Annotated in this window: 21 protein-coding genes and 1 pseudogene; 2 read left to right on the top strand and 20 right to left on the bottom strand. The window is 71.1% G+C overall.

What is annotated here, in order from left to right; all coding sequences use genetic code 11:
* Positions 1-114: 114 nt before the first annotated feature.
* Positions 115-912: a tyrosine-protein phosphatase gene (locus AC067N_RS06240; protein WP_478677693.1), complete on the top strand. Its 798-nt coding sequence runs from the start codon at positions 115-117 to the stop codon at positions 910-912.
* 46 nt (positions 913-958) lie between these two features.
* Here AC067N_RS06240 and AC067N_RS06235 read toward each other — a convergent pair whose 3' ends face one another.
* From AC067N_RS06235 to AC067N_RS06140, 20 genes and pseudogenes are all read right to left on the bottom strand, one after another.
* Positions 959-1,081: a DUF6126 family protein gene (locus AC067N_RS06235; RefSeq protein WP_468095086.1), complete on the bottom strand. Its 123-nt coding sequence runs from the start codon at positions 1,079-1,081 to the stop codon at positions 959-961.
* A complete protein-coding gene (locus AC067N_RS06230) occupies positions 1,074-1,706 on the bottom strand; it encodes a helix-turn-helix domain-containing protein (RefSeq protein ID WP_478677692.1) in 633 nt (210 codons plus the stop codon). The genes AC067N_RS06235 and AC067N_RS06230 overlap by 8 nt, the downstream gene beginning before the upstream one ends.
* Before the next feature lie 79 nt (positions 1,707-1,785).
* Entirely contained in the window at positions 1,786-3,195 is a 1,410-nt protein-coding gene (locus AC067N_RS06225; RefSeq protein ID WP_478677691.1) for an aspartate aminotransferase family protein, read from the bottom strand.
* Positions 3,196-3,422: 227 nt separating this feature from the next.
* Positions 3,423-5,303, bottom strand: a pseudogene (gene dxs, locus AC067N_RS06220) (1-deoxy-D-xylulose-5-phosphate synthase); the annotation flags it as partial.
* Positions 5,304-5,343: 40 nt separating this feature from the next.
* A complete protein-coding gene (ispG, locus tag AC067N_RS06215) occupies positions 5,344-6,501 on the bottom strand; it encodes a flavodoxin-dependent (E)-4-hydroxy-3-methylbut-2-enyl-diphosphate synthase (RefSeq protein WP_478677690.1) in 1,158 nt (385 codons plus the stop codon).
* A 4-nt stretch (positions 6,502-6,505) separates the two neighbouring features.
* Positions 6,506-7,528, bottom strand: coding sequence for an adenosyl-hopene transferase HpnH (gene hpnH / locus AC067N_RS06210; RefSeq protein WP_478677689.1), 1,023 nt, complete (start codon positions 7,526-7,528; stop codon positions 6,506-6,508).
* 5 nt (positions 7,529-7,533) lie between these two features.
* Positions 7,534-8,178 (bottom strand): phosphorylase family protein, encoded by a 645-nt coding sequence (locus AC067N_RS06205; protein ID WP_478677688.1) that lies wholly within the window; start codon positions 8,176-8,178, stop codon positions 7,534-7,536.
* Positions 8,178-10,172 (bottom strand): squalene--hopene cyclase, encoded by a 1,995-nt coding sequence (gene shc, locus AC067N_RS06200; protein WP_478677687.1) that lies wholly within the window; start codon positions 10,170-10,172, stop codon positions 8,178-8,180. The genes AC067N_RS06205 and shc overlap by 1 nt, the downstream gene beginning before the upstream one ends.
* Positions 10,173-10,308: 136 nt before the next feature.
* Positions 10,309-11,376 (bottom strand): polyprenyl synthetase family protein, encoded by a 1,068-nt coding sequence (locus AC067N_RS06195; RefSeq protein ID WP_478677686.1) that lies wholly within the window; start codon positions 11,374-11,376, stop codon positions 10,309-10,311.
* Positions 11,377-11,435: 59 nt separating this feature from the next.
* Positions 11,436-12,860, bottom strand: a complete 1,425-nt coding sequence (hpnE, locus tag AC067N_RS06190; RefSeq protein WP_478677685.1) for a hydroxysqualene dehydroxylase HpnE — start codon at positions 12,858-12,860, stop codon at positions 11,436-11,438.
* Positions 12,857-12,997, bottom strand: a complete 141-nt coding sequence (locus AC067N_RS06185; protein ID WP_478677684.1) for a DUF6380 family protein — start codon at positions 12,995-12,997, stop codon at positions 12,857-12,859. The genes hpnE and AC067N_RS06185 overlap by 4 nt, the downstream gene beginning before the upstream one ends.
* Complete coding sequence (gene hpnD, locus AC067N_RS06180) at positions 12,997-13,947, bottom strand: presqualene diphosphate synthase HpnD (RefSeq protein ID WP_478677683.1); 951 nt, start codon at positions 13,945-13,947, stop codon at positions 12,997-12,999. Before hpnD ends, AC067N_RS06185 begins: the two co-directional genes overlap by 1 nt.
* Positions 13,944-14,846: a squalene synthase HpnC gene (hpnC, locus tag AC067N_RS06175; RefSeq protein ID WP_478677682.1), complete on the bottom strand. Its 903-nt coding sequence runs from the start codon at positions 14,844-14,846 to the stop codon at positions 13,944-13,946. Before hpnC ends, hpnD begins: the two co-directional genes overlap by 4 nt.
* A gap of 405 nt (positions 14,847-15,251) precedes the next feature.
* Entirely contained in the window at positions 15,252-16,028 is a 777-nt protein-coding gene (locus AC067N_RS06170; RefSeq protein ID WP_478677681.1) for an ABC transporter ATP-binding protein, read from the bottom strand.
* Positions 16,021-16,950 carry an ABC transporter permease gene (locus AC067N_RS06165; protein ID WP_478677680.1) on the bottom strand — a complete coding sequence of 310 codons (930 nt, stop codon included), beginning with the start codon at positions 16,948-16,950 and terminating at the stop codon, positions 16,021-16,023. Before AC067N_RS06165 ends, AC067N_RS06170 begins: the two co-directional genes overlap by 8 nt.
* Before the next feature lie 96 nt (positions 16,951-17,046).
* Positions 17,047-17,919, bottom strand: coding sequence for a glycosyltransferase family 2 protein (locus tag AC067N_RS06160; RefSeq protein ID WP_478677679.1), 873 nt, complete (start codon positions 17,917-17,919; stop codon positions 17,047-17,049).
* Between the two features lie 8 nt (positions 17,920-17,927).
* Positions 17,928-18,656 (bottom strand): CDP-alcohol phosphatidyltransferase family protein, encoded by a 729-nt coding sequence (locus AC067N_RS06155; RefSeq protein WP_478677678.1) that lies wholly within the window; start codon positions 18,654-18,656, stop codon positions 17,928-17,930.
* Between the two features lie 28 nt (positions 18,657-18,684).
* Entirely contained in the window at positions 18,685-19,749 is a 1,065-nt protein-coding gene (locus tag AC067N_RS06150; protein ID WP_466804071.1) for an iron-containing alcohol dehydrogenase family protein, read from the bottom strand.
* The gene (locus AC067N_RS06145; RefSeq protein ID WP_478677677.1) at positions 19,737-20,489 is read right to left on the bottom strand and encodes a phosphocholine cytidylyltransferase family protein; all 753 of its coding nucleotides are present in this window, start codon (positions 20,487-20,489) and stop codon (positions 19,737-19,739) included. Before AC067N_RS06145 ends, AC067N_RS06150 begins: the two co-directional genes overlap by 13 nt.
* On the bottom strand, positions 20,486-22,300 hold the full coding sequence (locus AC067N_RS06140; RefSeq protein ID WP_478677770.1) for a DUF5941 domain-containing protein: 1,815 nt from the start codon (positions 22,298-22,300) through the stop codon (positions 20,486-20,488). The genes AC067N_RS06145 and AC067N_RS06140 overlap by 4 nt, the downstream gene beginning before the upstream one ends.
* Before the next feature lie 341 nt (positions 22,301-22,641).
* Between AC067N_RS06140 and galE the strand changes: the two genes are divergently transcribed.
* Positions 22,642-23,631 carry a UDP-glucose 4-epimerase GalE gene (galE, locus tag AC067N_RS06135; RefSeq protein WP_478677676.1) on the top strand — a complete coding sequence of 330 codons (990 nt, stop codon included), beginning with the start codon at positions 22,642-22,644 and terminating at the stop codon, positions 23,629-23,631.
* The last annotated feature ends 138 nt before the right edge of the window (positions 23,632-23,769 follow it).

Genomic DNA, 23,769 nt, shown 5'->3' with positions numbered 1-23,769 from the left:
GCCTGTGGACAACTGATCGCGACGGCACCCATGTCGTATCGTCGAGGGACGCCTCGATGCCGAGCGCGTGCCCGTCGACGATCGGCGCCGACGGCCCGGATGGGAGGAGCCCCCGTGACGCAGCAGATCCCGTCGACCGAGCCCGAGCTGACCGGGGTGCGCAATTTCCGGGATGTGGGTGGCCTGCCGACCGTGGACGGTCGCCGGGTGCGTCAGGGAGTGCTGTTCCGCAGCGGGCATCTCGCGCACGCCACCGATGAGGACGCCGCGTTCCTGAACTCCCTCGGTCTGCACACGATCTTCGACTTCCGCAATGCGGCCGACCAGAGGCTGGAGGGCCCGGACGTCGAACTGCCCGGCGTGCGGAACGTGAACCTGCCGCTGTCCGACCCGGCGGACGGAGCCGAGTTCTGGAAGATGGTCCGCGACGGCGAGCTGGACCAACTGCGCGCGCTGCTCGACGACGGCAAGGCGGCCGGCCGGATGATCGCCTCCTACCGCACGATCATCAAGCAGCGCACGGCCGAGCACTCCCGGGTGCTGCACGCGCTGGCGGAGGACAGCGTGCCCGCGCTGATGCACTGCGCGGCGGGCAAGGACCGCGCGGGCCTCTCCATAGCGGTGACGCTCCTCGCCGTCGGCGTGGAGCAGGAGGCCATCGTGGCCGACTACCTGGAGTCGAACGCCAAGCACCGCCGCTACAAGGTGCGCCGCAGCAGCACCTCCCCGAACGCCTACTCCCCCGAGATCATGGAGCTGCTGAGCCCGCTGTTCGACGCCCGCGCCGAGTACCTCCAGGCGGCCTTCGAGACGGTCGAGGAGACCTGGGGCGACGTGGACACCTATCTGTCGCAGGGCCTGAAGCTGAGTCCCGAGAACCGCGAGCGGCTGCGCGAGCGACTGCTCGACTAGTCACCGCACGGCGCCCGTCTCGGTCAGCGCACAGCGCCCACCTCGGTCACTGCTTGGCGCCCACCTCGAACAGCAGATAGATGAAGGCCGCGAAGAGGTGGCCGACGGCGATGTAGATGATCAGCCGCACCCACAGGGCGCGGGGGAACTTCTCTTCCAGGTCACTCATGGGACGTCTCCGGGGTGGTCGGCCCGAGGCACAGCGCGGCGGTCGGGCTCTGCAGCAGGGTGTGGACGAACAGCAGGTCGGCGCCGTCGTGATCGGCGGCGGCGATACGGTGCGGGGTCAGCGAGTCGAAGTGGGCGCCGTCCCCCGGCGCGAGCAGGTGCGCGGTGTCCCCGAGGCGCAGCCGAAGCCGTCCCTTGAGGACGTACAGCCACTCCTCGCCGGGATGCACCCGCACGATGTCGCCCTGCGAGCCGTACGGCACATGGACGCGCAGCGCCTGCATCCCGCGTCCCGGGGCACCCGCCTGCCAGTACGTCCAGCCGCCGGCCCTGGTCGGCTCCATGTCGCCGGCCCGCAGGACGGCGTTCCGGTCGGCGACGGTCTCGCCGAGCAGTTCGGAGACGGTCGTACCGTAGATACGGGCCAGCGCGAGCAGCATCGGCAGCGAGGGCTGGCGCCGGCCGGTCTCCAGCCGGGACAGGTGTGCGGGCGAAAGCCCGGCGGCCCGGGCCGCAGCCTCCAGCGTGAGGGAGGCCCGTCGGCGCAGGGCACGCAGCTGCGGGGCCACGGCGGGCAGGTCCGCGTCCGCGGGCTCGGGAGGGTCGGTACCCTCGGCAGGGCTCATGCCCTCCATTCAGCCGCAGCCTTGCCTCTGGGGCAAGTTTCTTGCCTCAGAGGCAAGGCCCGCTCGGCCGGGTGCGCCCCTACCTGTTGGCCACCGCCTGCTTCACCAGGGTCTTGCCGAAGTCCCACATCAGCCCGCCGCCGCTGTGCGCGTCGTCCATGACCTCGGTGAAGGCCTCGACGAACCGGTTGACCTCCCGCTCCCCGATGATCAGCGGCGGGATCAGCTTGATCACCTCCAGCTGGTCGCCGGAGACCTGGGTGAGGATGCGGTGCCGTTGCAGCAGCGGCACGACGACCATCTGCGCGAAGAGCCCCTTGCGCGCCGCCTGGAGCATCGTCCACCGGCCGCGCAGCTTCAGCGACCGGGGTCTGCCGAACTCGATGCCGATCATCAGGCCCCGGCCGCGCACGTCCCCCAGCAGCTCGTACTTGTCGACCAGCGCCGCGAGCCGGCTCTTGAACAGCTCTCCCGTGGCACGGGCGTTCGCCACGATCTCCTCGTTCTCCATCACCGACAGGACGGCGAGCCCGGCGGCCATGGCCTGGGCGTTGGAGCCGAAGCTCGCCGAGTGGACGAGGACGCGGTCCATCGACGAGTAGACCTTCTTGAAGATCCACTCCTTGCCAAGGGTCGCGCCCACCGGTACGTACCCGCCGGAGAGCGCCTTGGCGACGCACACCAGGTCCGGCTCGACGCCCTCCTCGTGCTGGTAGGCGTAGAAGTCCCCGGTCCGCCCGAGCCCGGTCTGCACCTCGTCCGCGATGAGCAGCGCCTTGTGCCCGTGCAGGAGTTCCTGGGCGGCGCGCAGATAGCCGGGCGGCGCCTCGTGCACCCCCTTGCCCTGGATGGGCTCCACGATCAGGGCGGCGACGTCGCCCTTCCTCAGCTCCCTCTCCAGTGCGCCGAGATCACCGAGCGGTACGGCGGTGTCGGGCAGCAGCGGGGCGAAGCCGTCCCGGAAGCCGTTCTCGCCGTTCACGGAGAGCGAGCCGGTGGTGAGCCCGTGGAAGGCGTGGTCACAGTAGAGGACGCGGGGCCGGCCGGTGGCGTACCGGGCGAACTTCAGCGCGGTCTCGACGGCCTCCGTACCGCTGTTGCCGAAGAACACCCGGTCCAGGTGCGGGCTGTGGGCGAGCAGCCGTTCGGCGAGCAGTCCGGGCAGGGGCTGGCAGTCGAAGCGGGTGAGGTCGGCGAGCTGCGCGTCGAGGACATCGTGCAGCGCCCTGCGGACGACGGGGTGGTGGCGGCCGAGGCCCATCACCCCGAATCCGGCGAGCATGTCCAGGTAGTCCTGCCCGTCGGCGTCCCAGAAGTACGCGCCCTCGGCCCGCTCGTACACCTTGTCGAAGCCGATGGTGTGCAGCATGCGGGGGAGTTGGTGGTTCAGGTGCCGGGCGTGGAGTTCGTAGCGCTCGGCGCCGCGCTCGGCGAGCAGTCTGCCGAGGTCGAACTCCCCGTTCCCGGCGGCGGGTTTCGCGGTGGTCATTGCGGTGTCTCCTTGACGGCTTCGGCCTCGGTCGAATCCCCCTGCGACGACGCGCCCGTCGACGACGCCCCCCGGGAGGCCTCCTTCCTCGGCCGCTCCCGGACGGACGCACCCTCTTGGACGGCCGACACGACGGACGTGCCCTTCGCGACGGCCCCCTCGACGGACGTGCCCTTCGCGACGCCCCCCTCGACGGAAACCCCCTTCGTGAGCGCCCCCTTCTCGAACGCGGCCTTCCCCGCCAGGGACGCGCTGATCCGCCCGGCGATGTCGACGGGGGTCAGCCCGATGTCGGCCAGCACCTCGCCCCGCTTGGCGTGCGCGAGGAACTGCTCGGGGATGCCGAACCGCCGTACGGGTACGTCCACGGCGGCGTCCCCCAGGGCCAGGGCGACGGCCGAACCGACCCCCGCCGCCCGGCTGTTGTCCTCCACGACCGCCACCAGCCGGTGTTCGTCGGCGAGCCACGGCAGCGCCGGATCGACCGGCTTGACCCAGCGGGGGTCGACGACGGTACAGCCGATGCCGCGCGCCTCCAGCAGCTCGGCGGCTTGGAGGCACACCTGGGCCATGACGCCGACCGAGACCAGCAGCACCTCGGGGTCCGCGGAGGCCGGGGAGCGGTGCAGGACGTCCATGCCGCCGACCCGTTCCAGGGCCGGGACCTCGGGCCCCACCGACTCCTTCGGGAACCGGATCAGAGTGGGCGCGTCGTCCACGGCGACCGCCTCCCGCAGCTGCGTGCGCAGCTGTTCGGCGTCGCGCGGTGCGGCGATCCGCAGCCCGGGGACGACCTGGAGGACGGACATGTCCCACATGCCGTTGTGCGAGGGACCGTCGACGCCCGTGACCCCGGCCCGGTCCAGGACGAAGGTCACCCCGCACCGGTGCAGCGCCACGTCCATCAGCAGTTGGTCGAAGGCCCGGTTGAGGAAGGTGGCGTAGACGGCGACGACCGGGTGGAGTCCGCCGGTGGCGAGGCCGGCCGCCGAGACCGTCGCGTGCTGCTCGGCGATCCCGACGTCCCAGACCCGGTCGGGGAACTTCTCCGCGAACCTGCCGAGGCCCACCGGGTGCAGCATCGCCGCGGTGATCGCGACGACGTCCTCCCGCTCGTCGGCGATCCGGACGATCTCGTCACCGAAGACGGAGGTCCAGGACGGACCGCCGGAGGGACCGAGCGGCTCGCAGGTGAGCGGGTCCATCACACCGACCGTGTGGAAATGGTCCTCCTCGTCGGCACGGGCGGGCTCGTACCCCCTGCCCTTCTGGGTCAGGCAGTGCACGAGGACGGGCCCGTGGAAGCGCTTGGCGCGGCGCAGCGCCGACTCGACCGCCTTGACGTCGTGCCCGTCGATCGGCCCCACGTACTTCAGACCCAGGTCCTCGAACATGCCCTGCGGCGCGAACGCGTCCTTGAAGCCCTTCTTCGCCCCGTGCAGCGCCTCGTAGAGCTGGTGGCCGACGACGGGGGTACGCAGCAGGACGTCCTTGCCCCAGGCGAGGAACCGCTCATAGCCGTCGGTGGTCCGCAGGGCGGCGAGGTGGTTCGCGAGGCCGCCGATGGTCGGCGAATAGGAGCGCTCGTTGTCGTTCACGACGATGATCAGCGGCCGGTCCTTGGCTGCCGCGATGTTGTTGAGCGCCTCCCAGGCCATCCCGCCGGTCAGCGCCCCGTCACCGATGACGGCGACGACATGGCCCCGCTCCCCCAGCACCCGGCGGGCCTTGGCGAGGCCGTCGGCCCAGCCCAGGGCGGTGGAGGCGTGGCTGTTCTCGACGACGTCGTGCTCGGACTCCTCGCGCGAGGGGTAGCCGGACAGGCCGCCCTTGCCGCGCAGCTTGGAGAAGTCCTGTCGTCCGGTCAGCAGCTTGTGGACGTAGCTCTGGTGACCGGTGTCCCACAGGATGCGGTCGACGGGTGACTCGAAGACCCGGTGGAGCGCGATGGTCAGCTCCACCACCCCCAGGTTGGGCCCCAGGTGACCGCCGGTCCTGGCGACCGCGTGCACCAGGAACTCCCGGACCTCCTCGGCCAGTGCGCCGAGCTCCTCCTCGGTCAGCGCCTTCACATCGCGCGGCTGCCGGATGTTCTCCAGAATCGTCACGTCGGGCCCCCTCTCGATCCGTGCTCTTCAGCCCGTGTCGTCAACTCACGGTGACCGCCGGTTCCCCCGACGCGACGCCGTCCTTCTCCATCTGCTCGGCGATCTTCATCGCCTCGTCGATGAGGGTCTCCACGATCTTCGACTCGGGCACTGTCCTGATGACCTCGCCCTTCACGAAGATCTGCCCCTTGCCGTTGCCGGAGGCGACCCCCAGGTCCGCCTCCCGTGCCTCGCCCGGCCCGTTGACGACGCAGCCCATGACCGCGACGCGCAACGGCACCTCCATGCCCTCCAGTCCGGCGGTCACCTCGTCCGCCAGCCGGTAGACGTCGACCTGCGCCCGTCCGCACGACGGGCAGGACACGATCTCCAGCCGCCGCTGCCGCAGGTTGAGCGACTCCAGGATCTGGATGCCGACCTTGACCTCCTCGGCCGGCGGCGCGCTCAGCGAGACGCGGATCGTGTCGCCGATGCCCTCGGAGAGGAGCGCGCCGAAGGCCACGGCCGACTTGATCGTGCCCTGGAACGCGGGGCCCGCCTCCGTGACACCGAGGTGCAGCGGGTAGTCGCAGCGGGCGGCGAGCTGCCGGTACGCCTCGATCATCACGACCGGGTCGCTGTGCTTGACGGAGATCTTGATGTCCCGGAAGTCGTGCTCCTCGAAGAGCGACGCCTCCCACAGGGCGGACTCCACCAGCGCCTCGGGCGTCGCCCTGCCGTACTTCTCGAGCAGCCGCCGATCGAGCGACCCGGCGTTGACCCCGATACGGATCGGCGTCCCGTGCTCCTTCGCCGCCCGCGCGATCTCCTTCACCTTGTCGTCGAACTGCTTGATGTTGCCGGGGTTGACCCTTACGGCCGCGCACCCGGCCTCGATCGCGGCGAAGACGTACTTCGGCTGGAAGTGGATGTCCGCGATCACCGGGATCTGCGACTTGCGGGCGATGGTGGCGAGGGCGTCCGCGTCGTCCTGGGTGGGGCAGGCGACCCGCACGATCTGGCAGCCGGACGCCGTGAGTTCGGCGATCTGCTGCAGGGTGGCGCCGATGTCCGACGTACGGGTCGTCGTCATCGACTGCACGGACACCGGGGCCCCGCCGCCCACGGCCACCGGCCCGACCTCGATCCGCCGCGACGGGCGGCGCTCGGCGACCGGCCGGACGGGCACCTCGGGAACGCCGAGGGACACGGCGGTCATGACATCACCCCTGGTTCCCGGAGACCGTCTCGCGCAGGGCGCGCAGCGACTCCTTCAGCGATCCCATGGTGGCGAGGACGGCGGTGGGCTCGTAGCCGCAGTGCGCCATGCAGTTGGCGCACCGCGGGTCCTTGCCGCGGCCGTACGCGTCCCAGTCGGTGTCCTCGATCAGCTCCCGGTACGTCGGGACGTAGCCGTCGCTCATCAGGTAGCAGGGCCTCTGCCAGCCGAAGAGCGAGTAGTTGGGGATCGCCCAGGCGGTGCACGGGAAGTCGACCCTGCCCTCCAGGAAGTCGAGGAAGAGGGGCGAGTGGTTCAGGCGCCAGCGGCGCCGGTTGCCGCCCGCGAAGGCCTTCCTGAACAGTTCGCGGGTCTGCTCCACACCGAGGAAGTGCTCCTGGTCGGGCGCCTTCTCATAGGCGTAGGCGGGCGAGATCATCATCTCGTCGACCTTCAGGTCGTCATTGAGGAAGTTGAGGACCTCGATGATGGTCTGCGGGGTGTCGGTGTTGAAGAAGGTCGAGTTGGTGGTCACCCGGAAGCCCCGCCGCTTGGCCTCCTTGATGGCGGCGACGGCCTCGTCGAACACGCCCTCCTTGGCCACCGACTCGTCGTGCCGCTCCCGCAGCCCGTCGATGTGCACGGCGAACGCGAAATAGGGCGAGGGCTTGAACAGGTCCATCTTCTTGCGCAGCAGCAGCGCGTTGGTGCACAGGAAGACGTACTTCCGGCGGGCCACCAACTGCCGCACGATCTCGTCGATGTGCGGATGCATCAGCGGTTCGCCACCGGCGATGGACACCATCGGCGCACCCGATTCGAGGACCGCGCCCACGGCCTGCGCGACCGGCATGCGCTGCTTGAGCACCCCGGCCGGGTGCTGGATCTTGCCGCAGCCCTCGCACTTCAGATTGCAGGCGTAGAGCGGTTCCAACTCGACGATCAGCGGAAACTTGGCGCGCTTGCGGAGCTTCTGTTCAGCGAGATACGTCGCCACCTTGATGGACTGGCGGAGCGGCATGGCCATCTGGCTCACCTCCTGGGGAGCAGCAAGGAACGGTGCCATTCGTAGTAAGCGGGGAGGACGGCACGAAGGACGCGGAAAGCCGATATTCCACCGCGCACCGTGCCGATCCGGACCAGCTCGTGTTCTGGAGCGTCCACGACCACCCGGACGGCCGCAACCGGGCGTGCGCCCGAGCGCACGGCGCAGTGGAGCGTGACCGCGGATTCCATGTCGACCGCGATCGCTCCGGTCGCGAACAGGTCCGACCGTTCCTGACCGCGTACGACGTGATCGGATCCGGTGAGCGGGCCGGTGTGGACCGTGCGTCCGGGCACGGCCCGTCCCAGCTCCTTGACCAGTCGTTCGATGCCCACACAGGGAGTGACGGCACCGCCGGGGCCCCGGGTCTCCTCGGCGACGACGAGGTCACCGGGGTGCATACCGGGGGCGAGCCCCGCGCAGAACCCCGTGGCCAGGACGGCGGCCCCGGCCAGTGCCGGTTCCGCGAGCAGCAGGGTGACGGCTCGCTCGGCGGCCCTGGGGCCCATGCCGGTGCGCAGCACGGTGACCGGGCCGCCGGCGCCGCCCCGGTCGCCGCTGCGCAGGGCGAACTGCTCGATGCCGAGCGCGCAGGCGATCAGCAGCGGCGCCGGGGCGGCGGCCGTGTCCATCAGCTCGCCCCGGCCTTCGGTACGGCAGGTTCGCCGTGGAGGTACCGGCCGAGGGCGGTGAGCGGGAACACCTGCCGGTAGAGGTGGTAGTTGATGGAGAAGTCCCAGGGGAAGCCGGTCCCCGTGAACTGGGGCTCGTCCCAGCCGCCGTCGTCTCGCTGGGTCCCCGCGAGCCACTCGACGCCGCGCTCCACGGCCTTGGAGTCCCGCTCCCCCGCGGCCAGCAGCGCGAGGAGCGCCCAGGCGGTCTGGGAGGCGGTGGAGGCGCCCTTGCCGCCCCACTCGGCGGGCTCGGGGTAGGAGCGCAGGTCCTCGCCCCAGCCCCCGTCGTCGTTCTGGACGGTCTCCAGCCAGGCCACGGCCCGGCGGATCGCCGGGTGGGCGGCGGGGAGTCCGGCGGCGACCAGCGCGGGGACCACGGACCCGGTTCCGTAGATGTAGTTGACGCCCCAGCGGCCGAACCATGCTCCGCTGGGCTCCTGTTCGGCCAGCAGCCAGTCGATGCCGCGCCGGGTGCGGGGGTCGTGCGCGAGGCCCTCGACCGCGAGCATTTCCACCACGTGGGCGGTGACGTCGGCGGAGGGCGGGTCGATGACCTCGCCGAAGTCGCAGAACGGCAGCTTGTTGGGGAACATGCTGGTGTTGTCGACGTCGAAGGCGCCCCAGGCGCCGTTCTTCGACTGCATCCCGAGGGTCCAGCGCACCCCGCGCGCGATGGCCTTCTCGACGCGTTCGGGGTCGGGATGCCTGACCCTGCGCAGGGCGAGTACGACCTCGGCCGTGTCGTCGATGTCGGGGTAGTTGTCGTTGTGGAACTCGAACGCCCAGCCGCCCGGGGGAAGTTCGGGGCGTCTGACCGACCAGTCGCCGGGCCGGACGATCTCCTCGCCGAGCATCCAGTCGGCGGCCCTGACCAGTTGGGGATGGTCGGCGGGCAGGCCCGCGTCGGCGAGCGCGACGGTCGCGAGGCAGGTGTCCCACACCGGTGACTGGCAGGCCTCGATCATGCGGGCGCCGTCCTCGCGCCACACGGCGAACCGGTCCAGTGACTCCAGTCCGGCCCGCATCACGGGGTGCTGGAGGTCGTAGCCGAGCAGATGCAGCGCGATGACCGAGTACACGGCCGGCGGCTGGATGCCGCCCCAGCAGCCGTCGTTCTCCTGCCGCTCGATGATCCAGCGGGCCGCGCTGTTCATCGCCGCTCTGCGCAGCCGCTTCAGCGCCACCTTGCGGTAGCCGTGCAGGATTCTGTCGAGCCGCTGGAAGGCGCCCTCCCAGGTGCCCAGGGGGTCCAGCGGCCTGGGCGGGCTGGGCCGTCCGGGATCGGTGTGCAGTTCGTCGAGCGGGAACGGCGCGGGCCGCACCGGGCGCTTCGCGGAGACGATGGTGAGCGGCACGATGGTCTGCCGAGCCCAGCAGCCGAAGTCGTAGATGTTCAGCGGCATCCACTTCGGGAAGTAGATCAGCTCCGGCGGCATCTCCGGCAGGTCGTCCCACTTCCACCAGCCGAACAGGGCGAGCCAGATCCGGGTGAAGACCCGGGCCGCTGCGATCCCGCCGCGCTCCCGGATCCACGCGGACGCCTTCGCCATGTGCGGCTCCGACGGATCGTCGCCGGCCAGCCGCAGGGCGACGTACGCCTCCACGGTCGCGGAGAGCTCGGGCGGACCGCCGTAGAAGGTCGCCCAGGTGCCGTCCTCGCGCTGCTCGCCTCTGATGAACAGGGCCGCGGCCCGTGTCGTCGGCTCGTCGCGGATGCCCAGGAACTGACGGAGCAGCAGATCCTCGGCGTCCATGGTGACGTTGGTCTCCAGGTCGCCCTTCCACCAGCCCTGGGCGTCCTGACGCACGAGGAGGTGATCGGTGGCACGCCGCAGGGCGCGCTCGGCGGCGTCCCGGGCCCCCGCCGCCACCGGGGTGTCGGTGTCGATGTCGCTGGCCGAGGCAGCGCGGGGCGGCCTTGCCCCGGTGCTTCCGTCGGTCGTCGCTGTCATGGCTTCCCCTTCGTGCAGTGGACGGATCTCTGCGGTGGGTCGGCCGTCGGCCGGTGCGTGTCCGGTGAACACGCACCGGCCGGCGACTACGCGAGGGCTATTCGGCCGACGGCGCCCGGCGGCCGGCCGATGGCGGTCATCTCTTCCGTACGACGACGAAGTCCGCGAGCGCCGCGAACTGGTCCCGTACGTGCTCGGGCATCCGGATCGAGTGGAGCGCCTCGATGGCGACGGCGTGCTGGCGGCGCGCCTCCTGGGCGGTCCACTCCCGGCCGCCGGCCTCCTCGATGAGGGCGGCGCGGGCGGCGAACTCCTCCTCCGAGAAGCTGTCGAAGTCGCTGCTCTTGGCGTCGGCGGCGAGGAGTTCGCCGAGCCGCTCGGAGGCGGGGCCGCCCGCCGCGAGCGCGGCCACCACGGGCAGGGACTTCTTGCGCTGGCGCAGGTCGCTCCAGGTCTGCTTGCCGGTGGAGACCGGGTCGCCCCAGATGCCGAGCAGGTCGTCCACGGCCTGGAAGGCGAGCCCGAGGTGGTAGCCGTACTTCTCCAGGGTGTCGGCGGTGTGGTCGTCCGCGCCGCCGAGGACCGCGCCGATGGAGCAGGCGCAGGCGAGCAGGGCGCCGGTCTTGTTGCCCTCCATCTCCAGGCACTCCTCGACGGTGACCCGCTCGCGGTGCTCGTAGGAGATGTCCTGGGCCTGTCCGTCGATGAGCGCGCGGGTCGCCGTGGTGACACGGCGGGTGGCGCGGGCCGCCTCGGCGGTGCCGAGTTCGAGGAGGATCTCGTTGGCCAGGACCATCAGGGCGTCGCCGACGAGGATGGCCTGGGCGGGGTCGTACGCCTTCCAGACGGTGTCGCGGTGGCGGCGCTGTTCGTCGCCGTCCATCAGGTCGTCGTGCAGCAGCGAGAAGTTGTGCACCAGCTCCACCGCGACCGCGCCGGGGATACCGACCTCGGGGGCGGCGCCGGTGACCTCGGCCGACATGACGGCGAGGGCGGGGCGCACGGCCTTGCCGCCGTCGCCGTCGGCCGGGTTGCCATGGGTGTCGATCCAGCCGAAGTGATAGGCCGCGACGGTGTTCATGGGGGGCGCCAGCCGGTCGACCGCCGCCCGCAGCACGGGCGTGGCCAGGGTCCGCCCGCGCTCCAGGAGCGCGGTCACGTCCACCGCGTCGGCTGCCGTCGCGGCCGGGGGCACAGTGGGCACAGTCTCTCCTCTAGTTGCGGTGCCGAGAGTGCGGGAACCGTCGGGGTGCGCTTCGAGCGTCACGCTGCCTCCTCGTAGGCGAAGAGGTGGTCCCGGGGCCGGCCCAGGGCGGCGAGGGCGGCGTCCGCCGCGCCGACGCCGCTGCGGACCGCACTCTCCATGGTCGCGGGCCACCCGGTGGCGGTCCACGCTCCGGCCAGGTACAGGCCGGGTGCCTTGGTGCGGGCGCCGGGCCTGAGCCGTCCGACGCCGGGGGTGGGAGCGAAGGTCGCGGTGCGCTCCCGGGTCACGAAGAAGTCCTTCACGCGCGCGCCGCGCACGCGGGGCAACAGTCGCTCCAGTTCGGGCAGATAGCGCTCGCGGAGCACGGCCACGGGCTCGTCGATCTCGTCGTGCGCGGCCGACTGCGACAGCGCCAGATACTGGCCCTCGCCCAGCCCGGACGCCTCGGTCCGGTCGAAGACCCACTGCACGGGCGAGCCGAGCGCCGCGAAGAACGGACGGCTGAGCACCTTCCGGTCGTACACCACATGGACGTTGAGGATCGGCGCGGTGCCGATCTCCAGCAGCCGCTCGGGGTGGTCGAGCGCGCCCTCCGGCAGCAGGTCGTACGCCTCGCGCTGCGGTACGGCGAGGACGACCGCGTCGGCGTCGAGGCTCTCGCCGGGCACCTCGACCCGCCAGCGGCCGTTCCCTCCGGCGGACAGCGAGGTGACGCGGGTCCGCAGTTCGGTGCGGACGCCCGCCGAGTCGAGGGCCTTGCGGGCCAGCCGGTCGTGGAGTTCGCCCAGCGGCACGTGGGCCCAGCCGATGTCGGCCGCGCCCGGCTCGGACAGCAGCCCCGTCCTGAAGACCATCGCGGCGAGCCCGAGGGAGGCGTCCCGGGCCACCGCGTTGAGGGTGGCGACGCCCACCAGGTCCCACAGTGCCTCGACGGCACGCGCGGACTGGCCGTGCGCGGCGAGCCAGCCGCCGAAGTCCCGCGCGTCCAGTGCCGGGTCGCCGAGGTCGAGCGCCTTGAGCGCCAGCGCGGCGCGCCCCACCCTGGCGCGCTCGGTGAGCGAGAGGTGCGGGTACGCGGCCAGGCTGCGCCCCAGGTGCAGGGGGACGGGCAGCGCGTCGCGCCGCAGCCGGCCGAGCCGCCGGCCGGGCCTGCCCAGGGCGTCGAGGACCGGCACGTCGAGACGGTCCTGCAGCGGGGCCAGCGCGGTGCCGTCGATCCGGTCGAGGAACCAGCGGTAGGCGGTGCAGCAGCGCAGGTACACATGCTGACCGTTGTCGACGGTCAGGGTGCCGCGCTGGAAGGAGAAGGCCAGCCCGCCGAGGCGCGGGCGCCCCTCCAGCAGGGTGACCCGCACTCCGGCGTCGGCGAGTGCGAGCGCGGTCGTGATGCCCGCCAGTCCTCCGCCGACCACCACGGCCGTGCCGTGGGAGCCCGTACGGCCCCCGCGCGGGGGTCCGTCCGGCTGTGCTGTGTCGGTCATCGCGCGCCCTCCCCTGCCGGTCCGCCGGGGCGAGGGATCGGTCCGCGGCAGGCCGTCGTCGTCAGGGACGCCCCCGTGCCGCGGAGGGTTGCGTACCACTTGTCCGCGATGAGTTCGCCTTGGCCCGGATTGTCCATCAGGCGCGCCTCCTGACGGCATGCCGGGACACATGGCGGGCGTCCAGACCGGACAGCCCACGCACCGCGACATAGGCCTTCTCGCGGCCGGGGAGCGAGACACGGCCGCGCAGCACGGCCTCCGGCTCGCGCTCGATGCGGTCGAGCAGCCGCCGGTAGATACCGGCCATGGCGGCGACACAGGCTCCGCTGCGCCGGTCCAGCATGGGCAGCAGCCGGTAGCCCTCGGCGAAGAGGGCACGGGCCCGGCGCACCTCGAAGTGCACCAGACCCGCGAAGTCGGATTCGGCCGGCGGGAGCGGCCCGGCGAACCCGGCGGAGCAGCCGAATTTTGCGAGGTCGTCGCCCGGCAGGTAGATCCTGCCGCCCTGGGCGTCCTCGCGAACGTCCCTGAGGATGTTGGTGAGTTGCAGGGCGAGTCCCAGGGTGTCGGCGTACTCCGGCGCGCGCTCCGCTCCCCGCGCTCCGGGTTCGGTGCCGAAGACGCCCAGGGAGAGCCGCCCGATGGCGCCGGCGACGCACCGGCAGTAGACCTTCAGGTCGTCCCAGGTCTCGTAGGTCTCGCCGCGCACGTCCATCAGGACGCCGTCGATGAGTTCGTCGAGGGCGCCCAGCGGGATGGCGAAACGGTTCGCGGCATGGGCGAGCGCCACGACCACGGGGTCCGTGTCGTCCTCGTCGACGGTGCCCGCGCGGACCCGCGTGAGCAGCGACCGGGTCTCCTCCAGCCGGGCCGTCTTGACCTCCGGCGCGAGCGCGCCGTCACCGATGTCGTCGACGCGTCGCGAGAACGCGTACAGCGCGGACATCGCACGGCGCTTGGGCGTCGGCAGCAGCCGGATGCCGTAGGCGAAGTTGCGGGCCTGCCGTCCGGTGACGGCCTCGCAGTAGCTGTAGGCGGCGAGTACCGGCGCGGACGCGTGCGGTTCCGACTCCACGGTCCGGATCACCCCTCTCCTCGCAGGGTCGCGCCCATGTCCCGCAGCAACCGGAGCCTGCCGGGCTTGGGTGGGCCGGGGAGTACGTCGAATTCCGCGGCGGCGATCGCGTGGAGGGCCGCCCTTCCTCCCGCCACGAACCCCGCGAGGAGCAGCCTCAGCCTGCCGTGGACGCTCCCCACCAGCGGGGTGCCCTCGGCCAGGAGGCTCCGGGCGCGTTCCGCCTCGTACGCGACCAGGGCGCGCACCGACGCGCCCGCGGTGGGCGCGGCCAGATCCGCCTCCTGGACGTGGAAGCGTTTCAGGTCCTCGGCGGGCAGGTAGACGCGGTCACCGCGGAGGTCCTCGGCCACGTCCTGGAGGTGTTCGACGATCTGGAGCGCGGTGCAGACCGCGTCGGACAGGCGGATCCGTTCCGGGGTGGTGGCGCCGGTGACGGCGAGCACCAGGCGGCCCACGGGGTTGGCGGACAGTTCGCAGTAGGAGAGCAGGTCGTCGTAGGTCTCGTACCGCTTGACGAGCTGGTCCTGGCGGTTGGCGGCGATCAGGTCGAGGAAGGGCCCTGGGCCGAGGGAGTGACGGCGGACCGTGCGCTGGAGGCCGCGCAGCAGCGGGTGGCAGGGGGTGGCGTCGAAGACCCTGCGGAGGTCGGCCTCGAAGGCGTCGAGCAGGAGGAGCCGGTCGTCGGCGTCCTGCGGGGAGACGCCCAGGAGACGGGCGTCGGCGCCGCCGGGGGCGAGGTCGCCGTCGCCGATGTCGTCGACGAGGCGGGCGAAGCCGTAGAGCGCCGTCAGATCGTCGCGCCAGGCCCTGGGCAGGAAGAACGGCGCGACGGGGAAGTTCTCGGCCGCGGCCTTGTCGAGGGTGTCGCGCTCCGGGTCACCGGTGCGCGCCGTCCCGCTTTCGGTCACCGCTCGTCACCCGGCGCGGGGACGGCGGAAGCGTTGTTGAGCTGGGGAGTTTCCGTAGCCATGGCCGTCACATCTCCCGTTCTACACTGCCGACCCAATACGCACTATTTCGGACACGCCGCCCGATCGTCGGCGTGTGCGGCGGATGCCGGGTGTCGCGCATTATGGACCCACTTGCCGCGATTCGGCACCGGTACAGCTTACGTTCTACAACGCCCCATGCTCCGTCGGGGTGTCCTGCACATCACAAGAACGCACCGATTGCCCCCAAGATTCCTACGGGTGGCCGGAGTTGACTGTTCCTTGCCGGAGTTGGCGGTTCCTTTGCGGACGCCGTGCCCCCGTCTCCTCCGCAGACGCCGGGCCCCACCGGAGCAGTTCCGGCGGGGCCCGGGCGGAGGCGGACTACTTGCCCGTGAACTTCTCGTACTCCTTCAGGACCTCTTCGGTCGGACCGTCCATGCGCAGCTCGCCGCGTTCCAGCCACAGGACCCGGTCGCAGGTGTCCCGGATCGACTTGTTGTTGTGGCTGACCAGGAAGACCGTGCCGGCCTCCTTGCGCAGCTCGCGGATGCGGGCCTCGGAGCGCTTCTGGAACTTGCGGTCGCCCGTGGCGAGGGCCTCGTCGATCATCAGGACGTCGTGGTCCTTGGCCGCCGCGATGGAGAACCGCAGGCGCGCCGCCATGCCGGAGGAGTAGGTGCGCATCGGCAGGGTGATGAAGTCGCCCTTCTCGTTGATGCCGGAGAAGTCGACGATCTCCTGGTAGCGCGCCTTGATCTGCTCTCGCGACATGCCCATCGCGAGGCCGCCCAATATGACGTTCCGCTCGCCCGTGAGGTCGTTCATCAGGGCGGCGTTGACGCCGAGGAGGGAGGGCTGGCCGTCGGTGTAGACCTTGCCCTTCTCCGCGGGGAGCAGCCCGGCGATGGCGCGCAGCAGGGTGGACTTGCCGGAGCCGTTGGAGCCGATGAGGCCGATGGCCTCGCCCCGGTAGGCGATGAAGGAGACGCCCTTGACGGCGTGCACCTTGCGGACGCCTCGCGCGGCGTCGTCGGCGCCTCGCTTGAGTATGCGGCTGAGAGCTGCGGTGGCGCTGCCCTTGCCGGTCTTGGCGCCGTTGACGCGGTAGACGATGTGCAGTTCGTCCGCGATGACGGTGGGGACTCGGGTCTCAGCCACGGCCGTACCTCTCCTCGGCCTTCCAGAAGTAGACGAAGCCGCCGAGCGCGATCAGCACGGCCCAGCCGCCGGCGACCGCCCACACGTGCGGGGGCAGGTTCTCGCGGCCGTAGCCGTCGATGAGCGCGAAGCGCATCAGGTCCATGTAGATGGCGGCCGGGTTCCACTGGAGGACGTCGCTGATCCACTTGGGGTGGCCGGCGAGCATCACCGGGATGGAGAACATGACGCCTGAGGCGTACATCCAGGTCCGCATCACGAACGGCATCAGCTGCGCGAGGTCCGGGGTCTTCGATCCCATACGGGCGAAGATGAGGGCCAGACCGGTGTTGAAGAGGAACTGCAGCGCGAGCACCGGCAGGATCAGCAGCCAGGACAGCGTCGGGTAGCTGCCGAAGGCGATCGTGACGGCGACCAGCACGACCATCGAGAACAGCAGCTGCTGGAGCTGCTGGAGTGCGAAGGAGATGGGCAGCGACGCCCTGGGGAAGTGCAGCGCGCGGACCAGGCCCAGGTTGCCGGAGATCGCGCGGACGCCCGCCATCACCGAGCTCTGGGTGAAGGTGAAGACGAACACACCCGTGACCAGGAACGGGATGTAGACCTCGCGCGGCATTCCCTTGTCGGCGTTGAGGATCAGGCCGAAGATCAGGAAGTACACCAGCGCGTTCAGCAGCGGGGTGGCCACCTGCCACAGCTGGCCGAGCTTGGCCTGGCTGTACTGCGCGGTGAGCTTCGCCTGGGAGAAGGCGAGGATGAAGTGGCGCCGCCCCCACATCTGGCGGACGTACTCGACGAGTCCGGGCCGGGCGCCGCTCACGGACAGCCCGTACTTGGCGGCCAGTTCCGCCGCGGAGAGCCCGTCATCGGGCGAGGGGCGGTCGCTCACCGCGAGCCTGCCGTCATGCGTTGTCTCACTCACAAATGGATACTTTCGTCCTCAAAGTGCGCAGCCTGGTCGGGCCGAGGCGGAAACCTGGGACCGGGTACCGCCGCATGCTCTCAGATATCGAGCTTGTCAGATGACGGGAGGTCGGCCCAGTCGGGTCAGGCGCCACACCGTACGCCACTTCATGGGCCGACGGGCACCGCAGGCGCTCGTCCAGCCCTCCTTGAAACCGCCGAACCACGCCTTCAGCGCCGGGCCCGACGGCCTGCGGAGCAGGGTCAGCAGCAGCCAGACACCCAGGTAGACGGGGACGAGCGGCGCGGGGAGGTTGCGGCGCGCGAGCCAGACGCGGTTGCGCGCGACCATGCGGTGGTAGACCGCGTGCCGGGAGGGCGCGGTCGTGGGGTGGTACAGCACCATGTCGGACCGGTAGTCGATCATCCAGCCCGCGTCGAGGGCCCGCCACGCCAGGTCGGTTTCCTCGTGTGCGTAGAAGAACTCGTCCGGGAGCCCGCCGACTTCGGCGAAGACCCGGGTGCGTACGGCGTTGGCGCCGCCGAGGAAGGTGGTGACCCGGGAGGAGCGCATCGGGTCGGAGGCGCGCAGCCGGGGCACATGGCGCCGCTGGGTCTCGCCGGTGTCGGGGTCGGCGATGCGGAAGCTGATGATGCCGAGCTTCGGGTCCGCCTCGAAGGCCCTGCGGCACAGTTCGGCGGTGTCGTGGTGGGCGAGCAGGCCGTCGTCGTCCAGGAAGAGCAGGACGTCGACGTCCCGGCCGCCGGGGCCGAACGCCTCGATGCCGACGTTGCGGCCGCCGGGGATGCCGAGGTTCTCGGGCAGCTCGACCGTCTTGACGCCCTCGGGGACGTCCGGGACGGGTGAGCCGTTGCCGACGACGACCACCTCGACCCGGTCGCCCTCCTGCTTGGCGACCGAGTCGAGGAGGGCGCGGAGTTCGTCGGGGCGGTTGCCCATGGTGATGATGACCGCGCCGACCTTCATGCCGCCGCTCACTTCAGCCTGCTGGAGGCGAGGATGGACACCAGGTGCAGCAGCGTCTGCAGCAGGGCGATGCCCGCGAGGACGGCGACGCCGAGCCGGGAGTAGAAGAGGTCGCCCCGGGCCTGGTCGACGAGCGCGAGGACCAGGATCAGCAGGGACGCCTCGACCCCGAGGATCAGCCGGTGGAACTTGAGCGCGGCGGCGGCCCGGCGGGCCAGTGCCATGCCGGAGGAGCGGGGCACCGAGGCCGACTCCTGGACCGGGGGCTTCCCGGTCTGGTGCCGGGCGACCCCGACGAGGTCGGTCTCCGCCTTGATCAGGATGGCGCCGAGGGCGGCGAGGGTGCCGAGGAAGGCCCACAGCCAGTCGATCCGGCCGGTGCCCCACAGGTCGGCGGCGCGCAGGCCGAAGCCGACGAGCACGGCCGCGTCGCACAGGTAGGCGCCGACCCGGTCGACGTAGACGCCGGCGATCGAGTACTGCTTGCGCCAGCGGGCGATCTCCCCGTCGACGCAGTCGAACAGCAGGTACAGCTGGACCATCAGCACACCGAGGACGGCGCCCCAGATGCCCGGCACGAGCAGCGCCGGGGCGGCGAGGACGCCGAAGACGGTCATCAGGTAGGTCAGCTGGTTGGGCGTGACCCGGGTGTTCACCAGGTGCCGGTCTATGCGCAGGGAGATTTCGCGCATGTAGAGCCGGCCGGCCCAGTGCTCGCCGCTCCGCCGGTCCTTCACACCCGGGGGGTGGACGACCGGTCGGAGCTCAGCTACCGATGGCTTTGGCATAGTCGGCGTATGCGTCCTTGATCTGCTCGGTGCTCAGTTCGAGGTGCTCGAGGATGGTGTACCGGCCGGGCCGGGTCTGCGGCGCGAACTCCACGACCTTGACGAACTCGTCGATGGTGAAGCCGATCTCCTCCGGGAGGACGGGCAGCCCGTGGTGGCGCAGCACCTCGGTCATCTGCCCGGCGATCTCCTTGTCGCCCCTGAGGAACGTGGCGAAGGCACCGCCCAGTCCGCACTGCTCTCCGTGGAGGGCGTTGCGCTTGGGGAAGCTGAGGTCGAAGGCGTGGCTGATCTCGTGGCAGGCGCCCGAGGCGGGACGGCTGTCGCCGGCCACGGACATGGAGATCCCGCACAGCACCAGGGACTCGGACAGGGTCGTCAGGAAGTCGTCGTCACCGATGCCGCCGGGGTGGCGGAGCACGGCCTCGGCGGCCTGGCGGGCCATCGCGGCGGCCAGTCCGTCGACCTTCTCGCCGGTCTCGCGGCTGGACAGCTCCCAGTCGGCCACGGCGGAGATCTTGCAGATCACATCGCCGATGCCGGCCCGCACGAAGCGCACCGGGGCCTCACGGATGACATCGAGGTCGATGACGATCCCGATGGGGTTCGGCACACCGTACGAGCCGCGGCCCGCGTCGTTGTCGAGCGTGGCGACCGGGGAGCACAGACCGTCGTTGGCGAGGTTGGTGGCGACGGCGACCAGCGGCAGGCCCACCCGGGCCGCGGCGTACTTGGCGCAGTCGATGACCTTGCCGCCGCCGAGCCCGACCACGGCGTCGTAGTGACCGCCCTTCTTGATCGAGTCGGCGAGCCGTACCGCGCCGTCGATGGTGCCGTCGGCGTCGCTGAACCAGTCCGCCTCCGGGAACGCGGAGGCGAACCGGTCGCGCAGCGCCGCGCCGGAGCCGGCGCTGATCGCGAAGGCCAGCCGGCCCGACGGCGCGATGCGCTGGTCCGACAGGATCGTCGCCAGATCATCGAGCGCGCCGGGACGGATGTCCACGACGACCGGCGAGGGGATGAGCCTCGTCAGTACTGGCACGCGATCTCACGTCCCTTGGCGAGGTCGTCGTGGTTGTCGATCTCGACCCACTTGACGTCACCGATGGGCGCCACGTCGATCTTGAAGCCGCGGTTCACGAGCTCCTGGTAGCCGTGCTCGTAGAACTGCTGCGGGTCGGTCTCGAAGACGGTCTTCAGCGCGTCGGCCAGCTCGTCGGCGGCCTCGCCCTCGATGAGGGTGACGCCGATGTACTCGCCGGAGGCCTCCGCCGGGTCCATCAGCTTGGTGATCTTCGTCATGCCCTTCTCGGCGTCGACGACGACCTTCATCTCCTCGTCGGCCAGCGACTTCACGGTGTCGATGGCGAGGATGATCTTCTTGTCGCCGCCGCGCGCGGCGAGCAGGGTCTTCTCGACGGAGACCGGGTGCACGGTGTCGCCGTTGGCGAGGATCACCGAGTGCTTGATGGCGTCACGGCCGCACCACAGGGAGTAGGCGTTGTTCCACTCCTCGGCCTTGTCGTTGTCGATCAGGGTGATCTTCAGGCCGTACTTCTGCTCCAGCGCCTCGCGGCGCTCGTAGACGGCCTCCTTGCGGTACCCGACGATGATCGCGACCTCGGTCAGGCCGATCTCGGCGAAGTTGCCGAGGGTGAGGTCGAGAACGGTGAGGCTCTCCTCGTTGCCTTCGGGGCCCACCGGCACCAGAGCCTTGGGCAGGGTGTCGGTGTAGGGGCGAAGACGCCGTCCGGCGCCGGCCGCCAGCACGAGGCCGATCATGCGGGTTCTCCTTCATCGTGTACGGCGGGTGCGCCGGTTTTGTGGGCGGTCACCCAGAAGCGGATGCTCTCGAGGAGCACCACGAGCGCCACGGCCACGGCGAGCACCGTGAGCGCGACCTTGAAATCCGTGGGCGCGAGCAGCGCGGCCAGAACGGTGACCAGCAGCGTCCTGCCTTCGTGGCCGCCGATCACCCGCACCAGCCACCGCGGCGGCGCGCCGGCGTCACCGCGGATGCGGTACACCGTGTCGTAGTGATGGTAGGCGACCGCGGCCACCAGCCCGAAAGCCGCGGGAAGGGCTCCGTTCACGTCGGCTTTGGCCGCCAGTACCAGGACGGTGCCGTATTCGGCGGCGCGGAACAGCGGGGGAACCAGCCAGTCCAGGGCACCTTTGAGGGAGCGCTCGACAGCTTCCGCCGACAGCCCGACATACAGGGCCGCCATGGCGACGACCTGCCAGGAGGGGCCCCAGACCCAGGCGGCGGTCACCACGGCCACGGCCCCGAAGGCCGCGCTGAGCAGTGCCGTCTTGCGCGGGGGGCCGGGCAGGAGCCGTGCCAGCGCCTCGGAGAGCGGGCCGCTGTCGGCGAGGTCCGCGAGCGCCCGTGCCGCCCGGTCGGTGCGCTGCGCCTTGCGGGTCAGCGAGCGCAGCACGCGGCCCGCCGTGGTGTACGTCGCGGCGAAGGCGCAGCCGATGAGGAGGGCGTAGAAGGTGATGCGGGGCGTGGTGGCCGCGGTGAGCACGGCGATCATCGCCCAGCGCTCGCCGATGGGCAGCACGATCATCCGGCGTACCCATACCGTCCAGCCGACGCTGTCGAGCCTGTCGGAGAGGGCCGCGGTGGGGCTGGTGTTGGCGGTGGCGGCGGGATCCCCGACGTTTGCCTCGTTGAAGGAGAAGTCGACGACGTGGCGGCAGGTCTGCAGGACCATCGCGGCGAGGGCGAGGGCCCAGACGTCGTCGCCGCCCCGGGCGGCGCCGAGGGCGAGGCCCGCGTAGTAGGCGTACTCCTTGGCGCGGTCGAAGGTGGCGTCGAGCCAGGCGCCGAGGGTCGAGTACTGCAGCGAGTAGCGGGCCAGCTGGCCGTCGGTGCAGTCCAGGACGAAGGAGAGGATCAGCAGGACGCCGGCCGCGACGAACCCGCCGCGGGTTCCGGTGGCCGCACAGCCCGCCGCGATCAGTGCGGTGACGAGCGAGGCGGTGGTGACCTGGTTCGGGGTCAGGCCGCGGCGGGCGCACCAGCGGGCGATGTAGCGGGAGTAGGGGCTGATGAAGTGCGTGGTGAAGAAGCCGTCGCGGGACTTCACGGCGGTCCTCAGCCGTACGGCCTCGTCGTCGACGTCGGCGACCGCCTGGCGGGCCTCGTTGCGGGCCTGCGGGTCGGCGGGGACCGCGGCGACCAGGGTGCCGAGGTCGGGCCGGTACAGGGGGACGCCGTCGGCGTCGAGGGCGGCCGTGACCCGGTCGGCGACGCTGTCCACGGCGACCGCGGTGCTGCCGCCCTCGGCGGACCTCTCCCGGGCCAGTGCGCGGGTCAGGGCCTGGCGGGCGGCGGCCTGTACGGTCACCGCGCCGGGCAGTGCGGCGGCGTCGAAGCGGGGATCGGTGAGGCCCAGACGCAGCGCGTGCACATGCCCCACGAACCGGGCGTCGACGATCGCGACCCGCTGACCGGCGGGAACGGCGGCCAGGAGCGTTTCGGCGTCACCGGCGTCGGCGGCGACCCGCACGTCGAAGCCGAGCGACCGCAGATCGCCCTCCAGCGACGATCCGGGGACCGGCTGACCGGTGAGGATGGCGGTCGACAGACGAACTCACTCCCTGGGTGCCGACGCGACCGCGCCGGGCATGTGCGTGGTGGAGACACCCCGGCCCGCTACGGTCCGGCGGCGTGTCGGCAGAGGTTATCGGATGAAGGGAAACGAGGATTCACCGCCCGTTCACGGCCCGATCAGGTGGGCCTGCTGGGGCTCCGCCGCGATCATCATCGTGGATCCGAGGGCCACGCCACAAACTCCGGTTCGCATATCGACTCATAGGCGATATACGCCGAACCCCGCACCTTGCCCGCCGAGAACAAACAGAGTCCAACATCATTCAACAGAAAACATCAATGAAACTCGGGGGGACCCCGTTAAGGTAGGTGCCCATGACTTGGCTGATCACAGGCGGAGCCGGATATATCGGCGCACATGTGGCGAAGGCCCTGGCCGACGCCGGAGAACAGGTGGTCGCCCTGGACGACCTCTCGGCCGGGGTCCCCGGCCGCCTCCCCGACCGTATCCCGCTCGTACACGGCTCCGCCCTGGACGGCGACCTCCTCAAGCGGACGTTCGCCGAGCACGCGGTGACCGGCGTGGTGCACCTGGCGGCCCGCAAGCAGGTCGGCGAGTCGGTGGCCCAGCCGACCCGCTACTACCAGGAGAACGTGGGCGGACTGGCCACCTTGCTCGACGCGGCGGCCGGTGCCGGGGTGAGGCGGTTCCTGTTCTCCTCCTCCGCCGCCGTGTACGGCAACCCGGATGTGGACCTCATCACGGAGGACACCCCCTGCTCCCCGATGAGCCCCTACGGCGAGACCAAGCTCGCCGGGGAGTGGCTGGTCCGCGCGGCGGGCCGGGCGCACGGCATGGCCACCGTCTGTCTGCGGTACTTCAACGTGGCCGGCGCCGCCGAGCCCGCGCTCGCCGACACCGGCGTCTTCAACGTGATCCCGATGGTCTTCGACCGCCTCACCCGCGACCAGGCACCCCGGGTCTTCGGCGACGACTACCCGACCCCGGACGGCACCTGCGTCCGGGACTACATCCATGTCGCCGACCTCGCCGAGGCCCACCTCGCCGCGGTCCGGCGACTCACCGCGGAGGGCACGTCCGGCGACCTGACCGTGAACATCGGCCGGGGGGAGGGCGTCTCGGTACGTGAACTGGTCACGCTCATCGGCGAGGTGACCGGCGATCGGCGGCCCGCGCTCGTCGAACCGCGCCGCCCCGGTGACGCGCCGCGCGCCGTCGCCTCGGCCGCGCTCGCCGAGCGGGAGCTGGGCTGGACGGCCCGGCGCGGGGTGCGCGAGATGGTCGAGTCGGCATGGGCCGGCTGGTGCCTGCACCACGGTCTGCGACCGGGTTCCCGATCATGACACCACTCTGACCTGCGTATCGTTTCCGCAGGTCAGAGCACATGACAACGGTGTTCAGTGCCGCGTTGCCCCATACCCCCCGCCCGTAGTTGACTGTGGTCCCGGAGCCGGACACAGGGACACGGAAGGGCGGATTCC

The sequence above is a fragment of the Streptomyces sp. NPDC042364 genome (assembly GCF_056437585.1).
The sequence above is the reverse complement of the archived record's forward strand: the minus strand, read 5'-3'. Positions and strand labels throughout refer to the sequence as shown.